Annotated in this window: 16 protein-coding genes; 10 read left to right on the top strand and 6 right to left on the bottom strand. The window is 38.9% G+C overall.

The features are described from left to right. The first annotated feature begins 1 nt into the window (after position 1). The 3 genes from FZF08_RS21685 (at position 2) to FZF08_RS21675 (ending at position 4067) form a co-directional block, all read left to right on the top strand. Positions 2-1675, top strand: coding sequence for a hypothetical protein (locus tag FZF08_RS21685; protein ID WP_159473197.1), 1674 nt, complete (start codon positions 2-4; stop codon positions 1673-1675). Positions 1676-2908: 1233 nt separating this feature from the next. After that, positions 2909-3706, top strand: coding sequence for a HipA family kinase (locus FZF08_RS21680; protein WP_159473194.1), 798 nt, complete (start codon positions 2909-2911; stop codon positions 3704-3706). Continuing rightward, positions 3684-4067 (top strand): DUF3037 domain-containing protein, encoded by a 384-nt coding sequence (locus FZF08_RS21675; protein ID WP_159473191.1) that lies wholly within the window; start codon positions 3684-3686, stop codon positions 4065-4067. Before FZF08_RS21680 ends, FZF08_RS21675 begins: the two co-directional genes overlap by 23 nt. 130 nt (positions 4068-4197) lie before the next feature. Here FZF08_RS21675 and FZF08_RS21670 read toward each other — a convergent pair whose 3' ends face one another. Further along, positions 4198-4683 carry a thioredoxin fold domain-containing protein gene (locus tag FZF08_RS21670; protein ID WP_159473188.1) on the bottom strand — a complete coding sequence of 162 codons (486 nt, stop codon included), beginning with the start codon at positions 4681-4683 and terminating at the stop codon, positions 4198-4200. 208 nt (positions 4684-4891) lie between these two features. Here FZF08_RS21670 and FZF08_RS21665 point away from each other — a divergent pair, with 208 nt between their 5' ends. From FZF08_RS21665 to FZF08_RS21655, 3 genes are read left to right on the top strand one after another with little or no spacing between them, the layout of a single operon-like run. Further along, entirely contained in the window at positions 4892-5299 is a 408-nt protein-coding gene (locus FZF08_RS21665) for a hypothetical protein (RefSeq protein ID WP_159473185.1), read from the top strand. A 16-nt stretch (positions 5300-5315) separates the two neighbouring features. After that, positions 5316-5774: a hypothetical protein gene (locus FZF08_RS21660; protein ID WP_159473182.1), complete on the top strand. Its 459-nt coding sequence runs from the start codon at positions 5316-5318 to the stop codon at positions 5772-5774. Between the two features lie 41 nt (positions 5775-5815). Beyond that, on the top strand, positions 5816-6712 hold the full coding sequence (locus FZF08_RS21655) for a winged helix-turn-helix domain-containing protein (protein ID WP_159473178.1): 897 nt from the start codon (positions 5816-5818) through the stop codon (positions 6710-6712). Between the two features lie 75 nt (positions 6713-6787). Here the strand turns inward: FZF08_RS21655 and FZF08_RS21650 are convergent, their stop codons facing one another. Together FZF08_RS21650 and FZF08_RS21645 are read right to left on the bottom strand one after the other, a co-directional pair. After that, positions 6788-8503: a GMC oxidoreductase gene (locus FZF08_RS21650; protein ID WP_159473175.1), complete on the bottom strand. Its 1716-nt coding sequence runs from the start codon at positions 8501-8503 to the stop codon at positions 6788-6790. Positions 8504-8517: 14 nt separating this feature from the next. Beyond that, positions 8518-9129 (bottom strand): gluconate 2-dehydrogenase subunit 3 family protein, encoded by a 612-nt coding sequence (locus FZF08_RS21645; protein WP_310590612.1) that lies wholly within the window; start codon positions 9127-9129, stop codon positions 8518-8520. Positions 9130-9380: 251 nt separating this feature from the next. Between FZF08_RS21645 and ytxJ the strand changes: the two genes are divergently transcribed. Further along, on the top strand, positions 9381-9731 hold the full coding sequence (ytxJ, locus tag FZF08_RS21640; protein ID WP_159473172.1) for a bacillithiol system redox-active protein YtxJ: 351 nt from the start codon (positions 9381-9383) through the stop codon (positions 9729-9731). A gap of 39 nt (positions 9732-9770) precedes the next feature. After that, on the top strand, positions 9771-10334 hold the full coding sequence (locus tag FZF08_RS21635) for a DUF4468 domain-containing protein (RefSeq protein ID WP_159473169.1): 564 nt from the start codon (positions 9771-9773) through the stop codon (positions 10332-10334). A gap of 17 nt (positions 10335-10351) precedes the next feature. On the opposite strand, the gene FZF08_RS21630 is transcribed toward FZF08_RS21635, so the two are convergent. Both FZF08_RS21630 and FZF08_RS21625 read right to left on the bottom strand, forming a co-directional pair. Then, the gene (locus FZF08_RS21630; protein ID WP_159473166.1) at positions 10352-12709 is read right to left on the bottom strand and encodes a mechanosensitive ion channel family protein; all 2358 of its coding nucleotides are present in this window, start codon (positions 12707-12709) and stop codon (positions 10352-10354) included. A gap of 126 nt (positions 12710-12835) precedes the next feature. Next, positions 12836-15253: an ABC transporter permease gene (locus FZF08_RS21625; protein ID WP_159473163.1), complete on the bottom strand. Its 2418-nt coding sequence runs from the start codon at positions 15251-15253 to the stop codon at positions 12836-12838. A 221-nt stretch (positions 15254-15474) separates the two neighbouring features. Here FZF08_RS21625 and FZF08_RS21620 point away from each other — a divergent pair, with 221 nt between their 5' ends. Further along, entirely contained in the window at positions 15475-17016 is a 1542-nt protein-coding gene (locus FZF08_RS21620; protein ID WP_159473160.1) for a SulP family inorganic anion transporter, read from the top strand. Between the two features lie 294 nt (positions 17017-17310). Then, entirely contained in the window at positions 17311-18342 is a 1032-nt protein-coding gene (locus tag FZF08_RS21615) for an aldo/keto reductase (protein WP_159473157.1), read from the top strand. A gap of 62 nt (positions 18343-18404) precedes the next feature. On the opposite strand, the gene FZF08_RS21610 is transcribed toward FZF08_RS21615, so the two are convergent. Next, positions 18405-19439: a glycoside hydrolase family 43 protein gene (locus FZF08_RS21610; RefSeq protein WP_159473154.1), complete on the bottom strand. Its 1035-nt coding sequence runs from the start codon at positions 19437-19439 to the stop codon at positions 18405-18407. Positions 19440-19475 lie beyond the last annotated feature (36 nt).

The raw sequence follows: 19475 nt of genomic DNA, 5'->3' as shown, positions 1-19475 counted from the left end.
TATGATTGCATTTGATTTCAACTGGTCGGAGCCACTAAATCTGGTTTTGATTTTATTTCTTATTCTTCTTGGTAGTGCACAAATATGGCTTTTGATGCGAAGTTCCGGTCCGGATCTTTCCCATCAAAAAATTGGAATCAGAATCTTTTTAAATCTTTTACTTTGGTTGATCGTCGCTGGATTCGTTCTTCAACCCGTTTTCAGGAGTAGTATTTTATCGGGTAAAGTTATTGTTGCCGGAAAAGATGTTCCGTCAGCAGAAATAAAAAAAATCCAGGACAGCTTGCAAATCCGTGAAGTTTTCTCCGAAAGTAATTTAAAAGGAAAATCTTTTGATACCTTAACACTGATTGGTCAGGATTTTAGCCCTTCATTTTTTGCTGATTTGAGCCAGAAAATTACTGCTTCTGTTATTATTAATCGTATTCCGTATTTTGCTGATGACCAGATTCAAGCCATTTCCTGGAATGGAATTATTAGAAAAGGACAAGTTCAGCGTATAACCGGATCGGTCAATTCAGCGGATTCTCAATGGGTGAAAGTTAAGTTTGGCAATCAGACACTGGATAGTAGTAGACTCGAAAAGGGCATACAATCTTTCAATTTATCATTTCCTGTTTTTACTGAAAAAAGAACAAAAGTTGAGATGTTTTTAGGTGAGCATCAACATGAGACTATTCAATTTTTCGCCCGCCCATTACCACCTTTGACTTTTCAATTCATATTGGACAATCCGGATTTCGAAAACCGGAGTCTCGCGACCTGGTTAGGAAACCGGGGAAATGCGGTCGAGCTTTCTACCAATTTATCAAAAGATATTCGGAGTAAGCTTACGCTTAATAAAGCGGGAATTGCCGATGTGATCATCACCAGTCCTCAAAATGCTTCCAACATTCAAGTAAAAAAAGCATTGGCAGGTGGGAAAAGTATATTGTTTATCAATCTCACCAACGGTTCGACCGATGTTGCGACGATCAATAAGGCATTGGGGACTAGGTTTCAAATAAATAAAATATCTAACGAAGAAGGATTGCCTGTTATTGGTGAGCTGACAAAGCTGCCGTTTGATTTTGCTAGTTCAAACGCATATTTGACAGTTCCTAAATATCCTGTTGCTATTGAAAAAACGACAGGAAAAGTGGCAATCAGCTTACTGAATGAAACCTTTCCAACTTTACTTAACGGCGATAGTATTTCTTACGGCAATATCTGGACATCTGTTATCGCGGCTATTCATCCTGCTTATGAGTCAAATGTAGAAGTAACTTCTCCTCTTTACAGGGGTTTTAAAACCGATTTGAAATTTAATAATCTAATAAATAACCCTGTTTCGATGATTCTGGGTGTTGATACTGTGCATCTTAATTATTCTGCCATTAATAAACAAAGTGCTGATGCCGGCTACATTCCTTCTGAATCTTCCTGGTTAAAACTTTCCGACGATTCAGAAATTAATGTAACCGACAGTCTGGATTTCAATGATAATTACAAAAATAAAATAGTTGATCAGTTTGTGAAAACCAGATTGACTTTACAATCGGAATTAAGTGATGTGATTAAAGTTTCTGATCAAATGTCGCAACATTTAAATGAAAGCAGAATTCCGGATTGGATCTGGTTTTTGACGTTCGTTTTGTGTTTTACTGCACTTTGGTTGGAGCCCAAATTTAGTTAGTTTATCGATCGATTATTTCCATGCGGTATACCTTTTTTCGGAATTCGAATATCTGGTTTAGCTACAATTATTTCGGTCCGTCGTACCCTTTTTTGAAGTTCCTATTTCTGGTTGGCTACAATTATTTCGGCGCGCTGCACTTTTTTTTGAATTCGACTATCTGGTTGGCTACAAATATTTTGGTGTGCTGCACCTTTTTTTGAATTCGACTATCTGGTTGGCTACAAATATTTTGGTGTGCTGCACCTTTTTATAATTTCGACTATTTGGCTTGCTATGCTTATTTCGGTGCGGTGCACCTTTTTCTGTAATTCGCTTATCTGGTTAGTTACAAATATTTCGGTTCGCCGCACCTTTTTATAATTTCGACTTTTTGGCTTGCTATACTTATTTCGGTTCGCCGCACCTTTTTTTGAATTCGAATATCTGGTTGACTACAAATATTTTTGTGCTCTGCACCTTTTTATAATACAACTGTTTGGCTTGCTATACTTATTTCGGTTCGCCTCACCTTTTTTTGAATTCGAATATCTGGTTGGCTACAATTATTTCGGTACGCCGCACCTTTTTTCGGAATTCGAATATCTGGTTTTGTTACAATTATTTCGGTGCTCTGCACCTTTTTTTGAATTCGACTATCTGGTTGGCTACAAATATTTTTGTGCTCTGCACCTTTTTATAATACAACTGTTTGGCTTGCTATACTTATTTCGGTGCTCTGCACCTTTTTTTGAATTCGACTATCTGATTGGCTACAAATATTTTGGTGCGCTGCACCTTTTTATAATTTCGACTATTTGGCTTGCTATACTTATTTCGGTGCGGTGCACCTTTTTCTGTAATTCGCTTATCTGGTTAGCTACAAATATTTCGGTTCGCCGCACCTTTTACTGAACTCGACTATCTGTCTGGCTACAAATATTTCGGTGGTTGAACTTTTTCTGTAATTCGGATATCTGGCGCGCTACAATTATTGCAATATGTCACTTCCTGAAAACATTCAATTATCAATGGTGCGGAGCACCTGAATATTTGTAGAAACGCCGTCTATTTTCTCATTTCCAAAGGTGCGGCGCACCGAAATAATTAAATCCGATCAATGCTCATTATTTGTAATTGCGCCAAACGCTATTAATGATTATCCCCAAATCAACTACTTTTACATCCCAATGAAATCTGATTTATTAATCTGGTTGCTCAAATGCAAAACCATACTGTTACAAAACAATTTATATGAATAAAAACGGACTTCAGCTCAGAACCGTTAATGTGATACGTTACGTGACGCCTTTACGCGAAGGCGGATCGTTACCAGCTATCGCAGAAGCGGATGATGACTTTTTATATGTATTGAAATTCCGAGGCGCTGGTCAGGGTGTGAAAGCACTTATTTCTGAACTGATTGGTGGCGAAATTGCGAGGTTATTAGGATTTCGAATGCCTGAAATTGTTTTTGCCAATCTGGATGAAATGTTTGGTATGACCGAGCCGGATGAAGAAATCCAGGATTTGTTAAAAGCCAGCACGGGGTTAAATTTAGCGATGCATTATCTGTCCGGAGCGATCACGTTTGACTCACAAGTAACGACTGTCGATCCAAAACTTGCCTCACAGATTGTCTGGCTGGATTGCCTTCTGACGAATGTTGACCGCACGGCAAGAAATACCAATATGCTGATCTGGCATAAGGAATTATGGTTAATCGATCATGGCGCAGCCCTATATTTTCATCATTCCTGGACGAATTGGGAGGAGCAGGCAAAACGTCCTTTTGTTCAGATCAAAGATCATGTTCTCTTGCCACAAGCCTCAGAGCTGGATTCGGTCGATGAATCTTTTCGGGCAATATTGACCGATGATTTAATTAATTCCATTGTTTCGATTATCCCGGACGACTGGCTGCTCCGTGATGCTCCGTTTGAAACAGCAGGCGAGCATCGTCAGGCTTATGCCAAATTTTTAATTTCGAGAATTTCAGTTTCAGAAGTATTTGTAAAAGAAGCGCAGAATGCAAGAATATCACTTATTTGAGTACGCCGTCATTCGTGTCGTACCCAGAGTCGAGCGCGAAGAGTTTTTAAATGTAGGGGTAATTCTCTACTGCCCGAAACAGGGTTTTTTACAAAGTAAAATTAATGTGGATACTGAACGCCTAAGTGCTTTTTCGGGAAAGCTGGATATTTCAGAAATGGAAGATTATCTGGCAGCCTTAAGCCGCATTTGCATTGGAGGGAAAACCGCGGGTCCAATCGGGAAATTACCGATTGCTTCTCGTTTTCGCTGGTTAACCGCCACCAGAAGTACCGTTGTCCAAACATCAAAAGTGCATCCCGGTTTTTGTAAAGATGCCGGTTTAACATTGGATCGACTTTTTAATGAAATGGTTTTGTAGAAATTGGTACTATTAAAAATTTCGTTAACAGTAAGTTATCTTACTTTTGTTAGCCGGATTATCATAAAAAAGCTTCGCCCGGAGAATCCGAACGAAGCTTTTTTGTTAAGAGTCGAGTTGATACTTACCCTTAAAACTCTTTCAAAGTTTTAAAAATTTCAGTGTATGGTTGTTCTCCTTCATAGATTTTAACCAGCTTCCCGCCTTTGTCATACATCGCCAGGTAAGGAAAAGATCTGATCTGGTAATATTTCTGAACCAGATAACTTGTGCCTTCTGTACCAAGTTTAATGTTTGGATATGCAGCCAGATTATAATCTTTTTCAAACTTTTTAATCATTTCCATCGATTGAAAAGTAATCATAACCAACTGCTTGTTGGTCATAACGGTGTAATTTTTAAGCAGCGCCTTCGTGAAATTCTGGCAGTGATCGCAGTCGGGTGAAAAATACATCAGGACAACTGGTCCCGGACCGAGCTGGGAAGAATTAAATGGTTTTCCATTCGCAAGCGTGATTTGAAACGGAGCTATTTTTTTTAATCCAATTGCAGACTGAGAAAAAGCGGTACCTGCAATCAGGACAAACAGGAGTAGGGGAATTATTTTTTTATACATCAGAATTTTAGTTTTATCAAGACTGCAAGATATCATTCTTTTTAATAGGGACGAATTTTTGAAGGCGAACTATTAATGAAATAAATAGAAATTAAACTTTTACATTTCATTGACAATCTTTTACAAAGGATTCACTTTCAACTTGATTTTCATAAATACATTTGATCCGTGCCCTTTTCGGGTTTTATTTCACTTTAATAACAGGATCATGAAAAATGTATTTTATTTGATTGCCGGTTTTTTATCCTTCGTAGTGCCTCCTTCACTGGCCCAAAACAAATTCAGCAATTGCTCGGCTGCTTTCTTAAACAATAAGATGATTGTAACGGAATACAGCAAAAAAGGTAAAAGCACTGTGGCAGAAAATACCGTTGGAAAGCTGACCGTTTGCACAGCAGAAATTGGTGAGAAGAGTACTAAGGCCATTGAAAAAATCACGTTCCGGATAGCAATTCGTGATAAAAACTCCAAAACACTGGTCATGTTTTCTGATGCAAAATTTAAGCAAATCGCAATTGAGAACATTTTGAAAAGATGTAAAAGCGGTGATTTGATTGTTTTGCTGACCACGGACAATCAATATGCTTTACCATACAATGAAATTCTTGTTCTATAACTAAATATCTGGTTTCATGAAAAATCAAATAATGAGAATCTCCGTGATTCTGCTTTACACTTTTACCATATCAATTTCTGAGGCTTTACCTAAAAATAACGTCGCCAACGGTGTTACGTTACTTTTAAATGGAAAATTGGCTACACCGGAAAAATTTGTTTATGTAACAAATGGTCGTTTGACTATGGTTGACATCAACGCGAAACCTAGCCCTAAAACCGAATTGCCATTTTTCGCTTATCTTAGACGAGAGGGGAAAATCGTTGATGTTAATGCTTACGGGCGTAATTTTTCAGTTCGTAGTATTGAGTTGACCGAGATTTTGAAAACGGCGCAAGTGGGGGATGACATCATTATAGAACCTGCCAACAAAAAGGATATTTCGGGTAGGAAAATAATATATGTCAGGTATTCTATGTTGTTCCCGATATTTAACTGGTTTCCATTTTTGAATAAAAACAAGGGAGGATGTTAATTCACGTCGTTTTGGTAAGTTTATAATAAAATTTCGAAAGCATGAATTTCAGAGAAATGAAATTGAATACAAATAGAGCAGTCACATTATTAATGATGATTTTGCTGGTGTTTTCGGTATTTGAAAAAGTGGCTGGGAATAATGATTCTGTCAGGTTTTCTGAAAAAGTAAATCTTGCTTTGAGACGTACTGCCCATCTTTTACTGGTAGAAAATGGAGATTCCACATCCAGAATAACCCCGGTTCAGCAACAGGATGCAAACACATTTGTGGTTCAAATCGATAAACTTTTTGATTATGACAAACTCCCCGATTTGTTACAAAAATCATTGAAGATTCATGGAATAGATCGGGGTTATGATGTTTCGGTGCTTGGTTGTGAAAGCAGTATGATTACCCTCGGCTATAATTATAAAGATTTAAATCAAAAAGAAGGTATTCCATGTAGTGGCCGCAAGCTGGAAGCAGGTTTTTATACCCTTAAAGTACGTTTTTATCCTGAAACAAACACTGCATCTGCAACGGGTAACTGGTGGATTTTGCCGGTGGGAAGTTTACTGGCAGGGCTAGGTTTTATTGTTTGGAAAAGAAGTAAAAAAGAGGAAATAGCGGATGATAATAATCCAAAAAATGATGTTAATGACAAAATAAATTTTGGTAATTCCTCCCTTGATATGACGAATTTAATTCTGGTTTCGGAACAAAAAATCTACAATCTGACTTACCGGGAAGCGAAGTTGCTCAATCTTTTCACAAACAATAAAAACAAGGTTTTGGAAAGAGATTTTATACTGAAATCAGTTTGGGAAGATGAAGGAATTGTTGTTGGAAGAAGTGTAGATGTTTTCGTTTCCAGATTGAGAAAAATGCTTGCAGAAGATTTACATATAAAAATTAGTGCGGTGCATGGTGTAGGTTACCGGCTTGAAGTTTCTTAATTATTAGTCATGAATAATGTAAAGGGAAGTGAAGAAGATGTATTCATTTTTCTCACTTCCCTTTTTCAGTTTTGGCTACAAATTCTGTTTTTTAAGTTCTTCAACAGCATGATTAGCAGCCCTTGCCGTCAACGCCATATAGGTAATTGAAGGATTCACGCAAGAAGAAGAAGCCATGGCAGCTCCATCTGTTACGAAAACATTTTTGGCTGCATGAACCTGGTTAAATTTGTTCAAAACCGACGTTTTCGGATCTTTACCCATACGTGCTGTTCCCATATCATGGATTCCCAATCCCAAATGCGTATCCTGGCGATTGAATCCGGCGACGTTTTTGAATCCGGCAACTTCCAGCATTTCCACAGCAGCGGTCATCATATCTTTCCGCATTGCAATTTCATTTGGACCAAAAGCCGCGTCGAAAACGATCATCGGAATTCCATATGGATCTTTTTTGTCTTTGTCCAGATACATGCGGTTTTCCGGATTTGGCAAAACTTCACCAAAACCACCGAATCCCATTACCCAGTTTCCAGGTTTGGTCATATCCTCCTTAAACGTGGCGCCAAATCCGTCCGCCGTAACTCCTCGTTTCCAGTCACTTCGGCTAGCGCCTCCCTGATACCCAAATCCGCGTAAATAATCACGTTTATCTGTTCCCCAGTTTCTGAATTTTGGAATGTAAAGCGCGTTTGGTCTTTGCCCGAAAATGTAATCATCTTCAAAACCTTCTACCGTCGCATTTGCGCCAACACCAAGATGATGGTCCATAATATTCCGGCCAACCTGATCGCTGTCATTCCCAAATCCTGTTGGGAAACGATGTGATTTTGAATTTAAAAGAAGCGCAGCCGAGTTCATCGAGCCAGCATTCAGGAAAATAATTTTGGCGAAATATTCTTCAACAGCCAGTGTTTTCTGGTTCAAAACACGAACGCCCGTTGCCCTTTGTGTTTTTTCGTCATAAATAATCTCACTGGCAATCGTATCATGTAAAATAGTCAGTTTATCGGTTTTCCTGGCAGCAGGAATTGATCCGGAAAGGGAGCTGTAATAAGCGCCATAAGGACAGCCACGGCTGCATTTGCTGCGATACTGACACGACGCCCTTCCAAGTTCTGTATGCCAGGGCTGCGGTTTTGTAAGATTTGCAACCCGACCGATGGTAATTGGCCGGTTAAGTTTTTTCATCATCTGCTCTTTGAAATAAAGCTCAGGCGCGCTCATTGGCATAGCGGGAAGGAAATGCCCGTCAGGTAAAACTTCCAGGTTTTCTTTTTGTCCGCTTATACCAACAAATTTTTCTACGTGTGTATACCAGGGTTCCAGGTCTTCGTAGCGAATCGGCCAGTCGATGGCAATGCCTTCTTTGGCGTTTGCTTCAAAATCATTTTTATTGAAACGATAAGACTGACGTCCCCAATGCATCGACTTTCCACCGGTATGATATGCTCTTATCCAGTCAAAAGGTCTCTTTTCGATATATGGATTTTTTAGATCGTCTGTGAAAAACTCACCGGTTTCTTCATTAGCTAGATTCCCAAAACGGCTGTTTGCCCAATATTCCTCTGCCGAATGAATAGAAACTTTTCCACGATGCTGAAATTCCCAGGGACCTTTCATCGCAGTGTCGTAATCTTCGATATGTTTCACTTCACGGCCACGTTCTAACATCAAAACCTGCAAACCTCTTTCTGTAAGTTCTTTCGCAGCCATCCCGCCGGTCATTCCGGAGCCCACTACAATGGCGTCGTAGCGGTGGGTTTTATCTACTTTTAAGTTTAAGTTCATGGTGGTTGTACAGCTTAATAAGCGAAAGATTTTTGACCAGGTTTTAATTTTATCATTTCAAGTTTTCCCGGAATAGGCACATAATCGAAAGAAGATTTCAGACCTTGTTCCGAGGTATAATATCCCAGCAGAGTCAATTCTTTCATCAGCCTCCAGAACGGAAGACCTTTGACCTGTTCCTTCATTTGCTCTCTGTCATCATTGTCTCCCATCTTCGTTTGCTGAACCTGATATACCTTCATTTGATCAACAGTATCACTTTCTACCTGTTTGAGTATTTCCGTTTTCCGGGACTGATTTAGAGACATAAAATTCTTTTGTTCCAGATTTTTCAGGCCATCCATAAAGCTGATATGCTCAGGCTGCTTATAACAATCCTGGATCATCATCACAATAAAGGCAGGTACTCCGGCATCTTGTGCGCCCGGCGTATTTGTTTTTGGAATAATCATTTCAGCAACTTCCGCTACCATCAGCTTCTGGCTTTCAGATAGAACCAGATCAGCCGGATAGGCGGTTGAAATCGGATTTTTTTCCCAACGATTCATTGCTAGGAGTGTGGGGGCGGAAAGTGTTCCACCCAGCAGAAGCGCAACACTTTTAATGGCATTTCTTCTATTCATCATGATGTTGAAATATACAAATGAAATAATCTGATAGCAGACAAGAATCAAATCTAAAAACAGTATTAAAGTAAAAGAAAATTGGACAGAATAAATACTTGTTAAGCAAAAAAACAAATGTCAAAAAGACATTTGTGTAGAATTCTCGTTAGTAACAAAGACTAATTTTTAATTTATTTTACTCATTTTTAAACTGCTTCGCCAAGTTCTTTGTTTATTACAAATCAGATCATTGAATACTGGATTTTATAAGTATGAATTGGAAAACATTAACATCAGAAAAAGAAGTACAAGAACTTGCAAACTCGGGAGAATTATCCTTGATTTACAAGCATAGTCCCCGTTGCATGACCAGCCTGATGGCATTCAGGAATATGAAATCGGGATCAGAAGCCGATTATTCTATTCCGTTTTATATTGTGGATGTGATTCAAAACCGGGATATTTCCCGTTTGGTAGCTGAAACATTCAATATCAGACATGAATCACCGCAAGTTTTGATTGTCAAAGATGGCAAATCCATTTTTGATACATCCCATGAATCCATCGTGTTGAGAGATATCGTGAGCAAGATAAAAAGTCTTGATAAGGAGTTAAGCAATTAATTTTGCCGGTTCCTTATTATTAAATCCTAAATCCTCTTTGTGAAAAAAATACAATTTTTATTTGTAATACTATTCCTGGTCAGCTTTTACGGCTTCGGCCAGGATGGTTATTTACCACTTGATAATCAGAAAAAAATCGTTTACACGGATGTGGCGACGCCAGAAAAATCGAAGGATGTTTTATTTTTAAATGCGCAAAAGTGGGTTGTGAAAACATTCGGAAATTATGAAAATGCTGTAACTTCTGAAAACAAACAAGCCGGGAAATTGGTATTGAAAAGTTATACTCCGATCGGCTCGCCATCCTTTGAATATCTGCGTTATTCGATGACAATTGATTGTGAGGACAATAAATACCGGGTCACAATTACTGACTTGGAAGGAATTTCAAAAAGTCAAACGGTAACAGCGTTAGGGAAAAAGCAAAATGATGAAATTCTTGAAAAAGAAATTCTACTGAAAACAGAATCCGGACGTAAGAAAAAATCGATAGCGGAGGAAGCGCTCAACCAGGCAAAAATCGATAACGATCAGATTAATCAGGCCATGTATGGCTTACTGGCATCTCTGAAATTAGGTATGACGTCGGATGATGTTAGGTAATTGACGCACCTCAGACTTTACATTACTTTGATATTATTCTCCTTGAATTTTTTGAGAAGCTGTTCAAAGACAAAACTTTTGAATGTGGCTTCAACATAAACGCTGCTTACCCAAACCAATACTTTTAGTTCAACGCTGTCAGCCGTGATGGCGTTGAATAAAATTTGTCTTGGAGCATTTTTAATCATTTCCTCCGCCTGATCTACGACACCATTAATCAGCTTTTTTACCAGTTCAAGATCCGTTTCTATATTGACCTTAAAGATCAGCTCACTTTTAAGGCTGGAATTTTTCTGTGTATAATTTACCAACCGGCCGGATAATAAATCACCATTTGGAATAATAACCCGCGATCCCTGCGGCGTCAGCAATTTACTGGAACGGATCCCAATATCCAGCACTTTCCCCTTTTTGTCAGCCAATTCAATATAATCACCAATATTAAAGGGTTTTTCAAAAATCAGAATAATGCCCGAAACAAAATTGTTGATTACATTTTGGAGTCCAAGCCCGATTCCAACGCCCAGCGCGCCGATTAAAACTGTAATTTTATCAAGCGGAACACCCGAAACGGTAATCGCGAAAAGAAAGCCAATGATGATGATAATCAATCTTATCAAGGCAAGTTTGGAATTTTTTTCAATGGCGCTGCTGCCAAAACTGGTGTCTGTTTCACCAAATAGAATTCCGATATGTTTTTGTAATTGATTGGAAACGAATATTATGACAATGAAAAACAGGATATTTCCAAAGGTGAAAGTGATGCTTCCAAACGTTCGTGGTTTTATTAAAAGTTGTTGCGACAGGTCAACAAAAGTGTCAATTATATTGAGGTTAATAGCAAAAACCAGCAGCCAGAGGACTATGGATAAAAATGCCAGCATGCTGTTAAAAGTGAATCTTACTTTTTTAATATTAAGTCTGGAAAATAATCCTCCCGAGCACGAACTTACTTTGATTTGAAGTTCCATCGCTTCCAGAACTACCTGTATAAATACTGCGAGACTTATAACCTGTATCAATCCGTTTATAGCAGTAAGGTTAAAAGATTTGGACAAACTGATACGGCCAAAAATGTTTAACAAAACCGATAAAATGTTCAAAATAACATAAATGACAACAACTGGCTTGATGAATTTTTTCTCAAAATTTGCCTCTTTCATTTTTCGATAAAGCCATATTCCAAAATAAATGGAAAGGGCATTAACGCCAATAATCAGGGCTCGAAGTACAAAACTTTCATTAACAAAAGCATTACTGAAAATAACCAGCGCATACAAACCAATAATCTCAAACCAGACACGAAGTTGATTTTTTGGAAGGCGCTTATATAAAAATAGTGTGAGCGTTATCAGAAGGAAAAACTGGTTAAGCTCAATATAAATGGCAGGAGAATCAGGTTCGAAAAGTGGGGTAACGTTGAATAATACTACCAATGTTGCCAATATTGGTATTTTGCTTACATAGTTGAATTTTAATTCTCCAATGGTTTTAGACAAATCCGGTTTTCCTGCTAACCTGAAATTGATATAAACCCACCAGAAAAATGCAGCGCAGATCAGCAATAGAAAAATGCGGTTGTCCCAGGTGGAATTGAAAAAATAGCGCAAAATTTTATCCTGACCGAAATAAGAAACTTTGATCAATCTTCCAATTTTATCAGTACTATCAAGCTTGGTCGCATTCCATAAATAACTGTATTCCTTACTTAAAAGATTTCTTCCCGATTCTTTGAGATAATCGTCCACGACAGATTGGAGATCCGTTGTTTTGAAATAAACAGTGGAAACTTCTGCCAGCAAGCGACTTACTGTATCCAGATTTGCGACCGTTACTTTTCCGGTTTCCTGCAGCCGAATTCTTAAATCTGAAATTTGTGATGAATAATACTGACGTGAAGTAGTATCCTTAGTATCAACGGTCAACAAAGAATCGCGTCCAAACTGGATAACCTGCTCCGACATACGTTGCAATTCAGAATTATATTTTGATAATGATTTTCGCCACGATCCGGTTTTGAGCTGGGCGTCGGTTAACATCAAACGATAATTCAGCAGATTTTTTGAGTCAGGAATTGTTTTGTCAACTTGCATTGCAGAGTCTATCTGCAATACATTGGTCTTTATATTTTGAAGTAAAAGTCTGATTTTGTCACCGTCATAACCTTTCTTGTTGGCCGCGTTCATATCGTTGATCGCTGCCTGATATTTTTCCAGTCTGAATAAAAGCGTATCGGGAATTACTGCACTGGAATCTGTTGAAGTGTTTTTATTTTGAGCAACAACGGATATCTCTGAACTCAAAACGAATATCAGAAATGGGATTATAAAACGCATATTGAAATAAAATGAACTGGCTGCAACGAATTTTATCATTTCAGTTTTTTAAATGATGGAATGAAAACCGAACTGCAAATAACATGCCTGATCATGAAAATAAAAAGCCAGCAATGATATAACCAAGTGGTTAGACAATTGCTGGCTTTTTATTTTACAAAGTGTTTATTCCATCCGAATAGATGTAACCGGATTAATAAGAGCTGTTTTTATACTTTGATAACTTACAGTAATCAGCGCAATAGCGATTGCAAACAGACCGGAAATTGCGAAAACCCACCATTCAATTGAAATTCTATATTCAAAATCCTGCAACCATTGCGTCATCATATACCAGGCAACAGGAGTAGCAAGTACCAATGCTACAAGAACGAGTTTTATAAACTCGCCCGATAACAGCGTGACAATGCTTCCTATTGACGCGCCCAAAACCTTGCGGACACCGATTTCTTTGGTACGCTGCTGTGCGGTGAAAGTGGCTAATCCGAAAAGTCCAAGTGAGGCTACGAAAATGGTCAGACCGGCGAATATGCCAAGAATTGAACCTGTTTTTTGTTCAGCCTGATAGGTACTGTTGAATCTTTCGTCAAGGAAAGAATAAGTGAATGGCTGTTCGGATTTATAACCTTTGTACTTATTTTCCATGTCTGCCAGCAGTCCTTTAACTTCTTTTGTCTTTATTTTGACAAGAAAATTGCCTGAATCTTTACCCAAAATCATAACCAGTGGAGTGATTTTCTCATGTAAAGATCTGAAATGGAAATCCTTAACGACACCAATGACGCGATACGTGCCTTTTCCACCTTCGTTATTGGTGTTGGTGATCTTCCGGTCCAGTGCGTCATTTTTAAATCCAAGCATGGAAGCCGCTGTTTCATTTAGTATCACCCCCGAAGAATCATTTCCGAATTCCTTTGAAAAATTACGACCAGCCGCCATTTCCATACCTAGTGTTGAGATGTAATCCGCATCCACATCATACCGAAGGGTTTTCACGAGCTGCATATTTTTGTCGTCCGGATATACCATATAATTATTATTGTTAGATGGGCCGGCAGGAATATAACTAGACGAACTCACATGAAGCACGCGAGGGTCACGAAGCAATTCTTCTTTAAAACTTTCCTTGTTTTGTCCCAGCGACCAGGTATCAATGACAAGCACCTGATCTTTGCTGTATCCCAGTTTCTTATTTTGAATAAAACGTAATTGCTGGTAAACAACCGTCGTCCCAATGATCAGCGTAATGGAAATGAAAAACTGAACAACTACTAATCCACTTCTTAGACTGATACTTTTTCTATCACTAACCAGCCTTCCTTTTAATACCAAAATAGGTTTGAAAGAGGAAAGGAAAAATGCTGGATAACTTCCCGCCAGAATTCCGACAGCAAGACCAAAAAGAATAAGACCCGGCAATAGAGAGGGAATAGCAGTGAATTGCAAAGTCAGATTCTTACCCGACAAGGTGTTGAAAAGAGGTAAAGCAAAATAACCGAAAATAACGGCCAGGATCATGGCAATCGAGGTCAGCAAAATGGATTCAAGCAAAAACTGATATACAAGTTCTTTTCTTTCTGATCCCATCACTTTCCGCACTCCAACTTCTCTGGCACGTTTTGAAGCACCCGCCGTAGAGAGATTCATGAAATTAATACAGGCAATGACCAGCATAATGATAGCAACAGCACCGAAAATATAGACGTATTTAATGTCGCCATTGTTGCCAAGGTCATAGCCAAAGTCAGAATGCAGATGTATGTCTGTCAATGGTTGAAGATATAGACCAAGATTATTGCCGCTTTTTCTGAATTCATCCATGGTTACACCCATGGCTATTTTCAATTGAGGCGCCATGTATTTTTCAACCGTTTGCGGCAATTTTGCTTCCAGTTTTTTATAATCGTATCCTTTTGGCAGAACCAGATAAGTAAAGTATTCTGAAATCATCCAGGAAGGTGATTTAGAATCCGGGAAACCTGCCATAGAAGCAAATATCTCAAAATGGAAATGCGAATTTTCAGGTACTTTTTCAATTACCCCGGTCACTTTGTACGCTGTATTTTCTCCTTTGAAATTAATAACCTGGCCAATCGGATCTGCATTTCCGAAATATTTATCGGCCAGTTTTTGTGTAATAACGAGAGAATTAGGCTGTAATAAAGCCGTTTTGGCGTCACCTTTCAAGAGTGGAAGTGTAAAAACCTGGAAGAAATTTGAATCAGCAAAAGCTAGATTATCTCCGGTATATTGTTTGTCACCCAACACGACTTTTGGAAAACCTCCCTGGCGTAAACGTGTTGCAGCCAGTACTTCCGGATAATCCGCTTTAAGTGCCTGAGCAGTGGGAGGCATCACATGAGCTTCATTTAACTTACCGCCCTGCATGGTACCCTTTAAAACTACCCGGAAGATCTGACTTGCCTTTTCATTGTAACGGTCAAAGCTCAGTTCATCAAGCACATACAGGCTGATAAGCATACAGGATGCGAGACCAATAGCGAGCCCGGTAATATTGATGGCAGAAAAAGAACGATTCCGTGAAAGACTCCGCCAGGCGATTTTAAAATAGTTTTGCAGCATGATATAATGATAGTAAGCCTTACTGCTTCTTGCTCTATTTTTATGCCAATAAAACAAGCGTACTGATATTCAAATAGTTATCATTTTGTTGGTGTCGGTTTTGTTCGTATGCGTACTTGAACTGTTCGTTATCGGACAATTTGAAAAACTCCTCAACGTACATAATTACGCGTTAAATCGGCGTAAAGCCTTATTTTTGCAATCTATTTTTACTTGACAAGATGACAGGATATTTAAATTTATTTGATTTTAAACAAAAAGTAGACTACAAAAACGAAATTTTAGCCGGATTGACCGTCGCGATGACGATGATGCCGGAATCCCTTTCCTTTGCAATTTTGGCGGGATTTCCGCCATTGGCCGGCTTATACGCAGCCTTTATCATGGGCTTGGTTACCGCCGTTTTTGGAGGACGGCCGGGAATGGTTTCGGGCGGGGCAGGAGCTACGGTCATTGTTTTGATCGCGTTGATGCAATCGCATGGTTTGGAATATGTTTTTGGAGCCGTAATCCTGGCAGGTATTTTTCAGATTTTAGTCGGTATTTTCAAATTTGGGAAATTTATCCGTCTGGTACCTCAGCCTGTTATGTATGGGTTTGTTAACGGTCTCGCGGTCATTATTTTCACTTCACAATTTGAGCAATTTAAGACTATCGCGGACGGACAAAAGGTATGGCTTTCCGGAAATCCATTTTGGATTATGACAGGTTTGGTTGGTTTGACTATTGCAATTGTACTAATCCTTCCAAAATTGACCAAAGCAATTCCGGCTTCGCTGGTGGCTATTGTTGTTGTTTTTGCTTTGGTACTAGGTTTTGGAATTGATACAAAAACTGTAAAAGATATCGCATCCGTGAGCGGTGGATTTCCACCGTTCCATATTCCTTCTATTCCTTTCAATCTGGAGATGTTACAGGTCATTTTTCCATACGCATTAATTATGGCTGGAGTTGGTTTGACAGAAAGTTTGCTGACGCTGAATCTGGTGGATGAGATAATCGGTAATCGTGGAAATGGGAACAGGGAATGCGTTGCACAGGGAAGTGCCAATATTTTGAATGGATTTTTCTTTGGAATGGGTGGATGCGCAATGATCGCTCAGACCTTTGTAAATATTTCAGCCGGAGCAAGGGCACGGTTGTCAGGAATTATTGCTGCCTGCACAATTCTGATCGTAATCTTGTTTGGTGCGCCTGTAATTGAAAAAATCCCTATGGCAGCGCTCACGGGTGTAATGATCATGGTTGCCATCGGGACTTTTGAGTGGGGAAGTTTCAGGATTATCAACAAAATGCCTCAAAAGGATATTTTCGTTGGAATACTTGTGGCAGTGATTACGATATGGCTGCATAATCTTGCACTGGCTGTTTTAATTGGAGTGATCATTTCGGCATTGGTTTTTGCCTGGGAAAGCGCCAAACGAATCAGGGCAAAGAAATATATTGATGAAAAAGGTATTAAACATTACGAAATATACGGGCCGCTATTTTTCGGATCCGTGATGGCTTTTACTGAAAAGTTTGACGTGACTAACGATCCACGGGAAGTTATTATCGATTTCAAGGAAAGCAGAATTGCAGACATGAGCGGAATTGAAGCGCTAAACAAATTGACAGAGCGGTATAAAATAGCAGATAAAAAACTGCTTCTGCGTCATTTGAGTGATGACTGCCGCTTGCTTCTAAAAAATGCGGATTCCGTGATAGAAGTTAACGTAATGGAAGATCCTACTTACAAACTTCCGTTTGATGACAAGTACTAGAAATTGATTTCTTATAATCCAGAAATACTGGTTTCATTGAAATTTGATGGATATTTAATAAGGTAAATTTTTCTAACACTGATAAGTTGTTGAAATGAAAAGTTTGATGATTAAAACTTTTCATTTCTTTAAATCATTCGAATATTGAATAAATAAGTAACAAAAAAATCTTACAGTAGTATTTTTTGTTGAATTTTAACAGGGGAAAACAAATTTCGACTTCGTTAAATTAGTTTAGCTAAAAGCAGGTAATAGTTTGAAATTCAATTCGTATTAAAATTAATTTCAGGATTTATGGAATACAGGCAATTAGGAGCTTCCGGGATTAAAGTGCCCGTTTTAAGTTTTGGTACTGCTACTTTCGGTGGCGGAAATGAATTTTTTAAAGCCTGGGGAGAGACCGGGGTTGAAGAAGCTAAAACATTGATTAACATTTGCCTTGAAGAGGGTGTTAATTTGTTCGATACGGCTAACGTTTATTCGAAAGGTTTATCAGAAGAAATTTTAGGTAAGGCTTTGGGAGGTTTGCGAAACCAGGTTTTGATTTCAACAAAAGCCACATTCCCGATGGCTGACGGACCAAATGATTTTGGCTCTTCCCGTTTTCATCTGACCCAGGCTTGTGAGGATAGTTTACGGCGTTTGAATACAGATCATATTGATATTTATCATATGCATGGTTTCGATGGCAATACGCCGGTCGAAGAAACTTTGCGTGCGCTGGACGATCTGGTGACCAGTGGAAAAGTGCGTTACATTGCTTGTTCCAATTTTTCTGGCTGGCATTTGATGAAATCGCTTTCGGCTTCTGAAAAACATGGCTGGTGCAGATATGTTGGCCACCAGGCATATTATTCACTTCTCAACAGAGAATTTGAATGGGAACTAATGCCGCTGGCACTCGACCAGAATGTTGGAACTATCGTTTGGAGCCCTTTGTCAGCAGGGTTATTGAGTGGTAAATTCAAAAGAAATCAACCCAAACCGGAAAGCAGCCGTTTGAGTCAGGGTGGTTCGCAAGGGCCGGAAACCAATTTTGAATTGCTTTATAATATCGTGGATGTGTTGGAGGAAGTGGCAGAAGAAACCGGAAAGTCGGTTGCTCAGGTTTCTTTAAACTGGCTATTACAGCGTCCAAGTGTTGTAAATATTGTCATTGGAGCCAGAAATGAAGAACAATTAAGACAAAATCTTGCCGCAGCTGGCTGGAATCTTACTTCTGAACAAGTGAAAAAACTTGATGCAGCGAGTGAAGTACCGCCAATTTATCCTTACTGGCATCAGAGGGGAAACCAGAAGTTAAATCCAAATCCGAAATTTTATTGATTTTAATAACAAAAACAAAGCGCTGAAATTCATGGCGCTTTGTTTTTCTGTTCAATAAACTACTAATCAGGCACTTTTGCTGACCAGGTAACATTGATAACATCTCCTTTTACCTCCATCGGCAACCACAAATATCTCGAATTTTCAAGATCTGTTTTATTCCACCGGTCAGCCATAAAAAGAAACTTTCCTTTTTTAGGATCAATAGGCAAAACGAAGGATCCCTGAGAAGAAAAAGTAGTTTCAGAAAACGGACCTACACATGGATTTCCTAAAGGCCTCCAATCACCCAAAAGAGAATCTGATACTGCATAAGAAGTGGCATTCGGGCTCCATTCCGTTCCAGTCGAAGTTATAAGATAATACCTTTTGCCTAACTTGAACATCACGGGTGCAGTACGCCTCAATCCTTCAAAAATGTTCAAAGACTGATTTGTCAGGGAACAATAATCATTTGATAAACGATTGATATAAATCGAATTGTCATTTTCTGATGCAAAGATTAGATATGCGCTTCCATCGTCATCTTTGAAAAGCGTTAAATCTCCCGAATTTTGCTCATCAGGTTTTTGGCTTCCCAGGTACTGATACGGGCCCGCAGGAGTACTACTCACTGCAACACCAGTGCGTGCATAAGTATAATCCTTTGAATCCATGTGCATCCACATGACAAATTGTTTGGTTTTCTGATTGTAAATTACTTTTGGCCTTTCCATGACACGTCCTGTATCCAGATCGCTTTGTCTGTCAGAAGTGGTGGAGGCAAGTGCTGTTTTTTCGAATTTCCAGTTTTTCAAATCCTTCGAAGAATAACAGGAAATACCTGACGCCGCAACGCGATAACATTCCCGTTTCCGATCAGGAACGAGCCACGTATTTCCTTTCTTTATTTCGCCAAACCAATAATAAACTCCCTGATGGTAAAGTATACCTCCACCATGTGCATTAATGAAATTTCCATCGGTATCTTTCCAGACACCGGCTTGCAGCATCTGTTTTTCTGGAAATTGTTTGTGTGATAACTTTTGAGAAAGGACTACGTTTTTTGTTTGAAATAGAAATAATAATAGCAAATGTGCAAAAAGAGAAATTTTCATTCGTCAAATTTTAAATCATGTTGGAGGATAGGAGAA

This window comes from Dyadobacter sp. 3J3 (assembly GCF_009801115.1).
In the GTDB taxonomy this organism is placed as follows: Bacteria; Bacteroidota; Bacteroidia; order Cytophagales; family Spirosomataceae; genus Dyadobacter.
This window is presented reverse-complemented; position numbering and strand designations above follow the sequence as displayed.

Coding starts and splice junctions, on each gene's coding strand:
- FZF08_RS21655 (WP_159473178.1), top strand. CDS start 5,816: ATGAATTTCAGAGAAATGAAATTGAATACAAATAGAGCAGTCACATTA.
- ytxJ (WP_159473172.1), top strand. CDS start 9,381: ATGAATTGGAAAACATTAACATCAGAAAAAGAAGTACAAGAACTTGCA.
- FZF08_RS21685 (WP_159473197.1), top strand. CDS start 2: ATGATTGCATTTGATTTCAACTGGTCGGAGCCACTAAATCTGGTTTTG.
- FZF08_RS21665 (WP_159473185.1), top strand. CDS start 4,892: ATGAAAAATGTATTTTATTTGATTGCCGGTTTTTTATCCTTCGTAGTG.
- FZF08_RS21615 (WP_159473157.1), top strand. CDS start 17,311: ATGGAATACAGGCAATTAGGAGCTTCCGGGATTAAAGTGCCCGTTTTA.
- FZF08_RS21660 (WP_159473182.1), top strand. CDS start 5,316: ATGAAAAATCAAATAATGAGAATCTCCGTGATTCTGCTTTACACTTTT.
- FZF08_RS21620 (WP_159473160.1), top strand. CDS start 15,475: ATGACAGGATATTTAAATTTATTTGATTTTAAACAAAAAGTAGACTAC.
- FZF08_RS21630 (WP_159473166.1), bottom strand. CDS start 12,709: ATGATAAAATTCGTTGCAGCCAGTTCATTTTATTTCAATATGCGTTTT.
- FZF08_RS21675 (WP_159473191.1), top strand. CDS start 3,684: ATGCAAGAATATCACTTATTTGAGTACGCCGTCATTCGTGTCGTACCC.
- FZF08_RS21670 (WP_159473188.1), bottom strand. CDS start 4,683: ATGTATAAAAAAATAATTCCCCTACTCCTGTTTGTCCTGATTGCAGGT.
- FZF08_RS21610 (WP_159473154.1), bottom strand. CDS start 19,439: ATGAAAATTTCTCTTTTTGCACATTTGCTATTATTATTTCTATTTCAA.
- FZF08_RS21645 (WP_310590612.1), bottom strand. CDS start 9,129: ATGATGAATAGAAGAAATGCCATTAAAAGTGTTGCGCTTCTGCTGGGT.
- FZF08_RS21650 (WP_159473175.1), bottom strand. CDS start 8,503: ATGAACTTAAACTTAAAAGTAGATAAAACCCACCGCTACGACGCCATT.
- FZF08_RS21680 (WP_159473194.1), top strand. CDS start 2,909: ATGAATAAAAACGGACTTCAGCTCAGAACCGTTAATGTGATACGTTAC.
- FZF08_RS21625 (WP_159473163.1), bottom strand. CDS start 15,253: ATGCTGCAAAACTATTTTAAAATCGCCTGGCGGAGTCTTTCACGGAAT.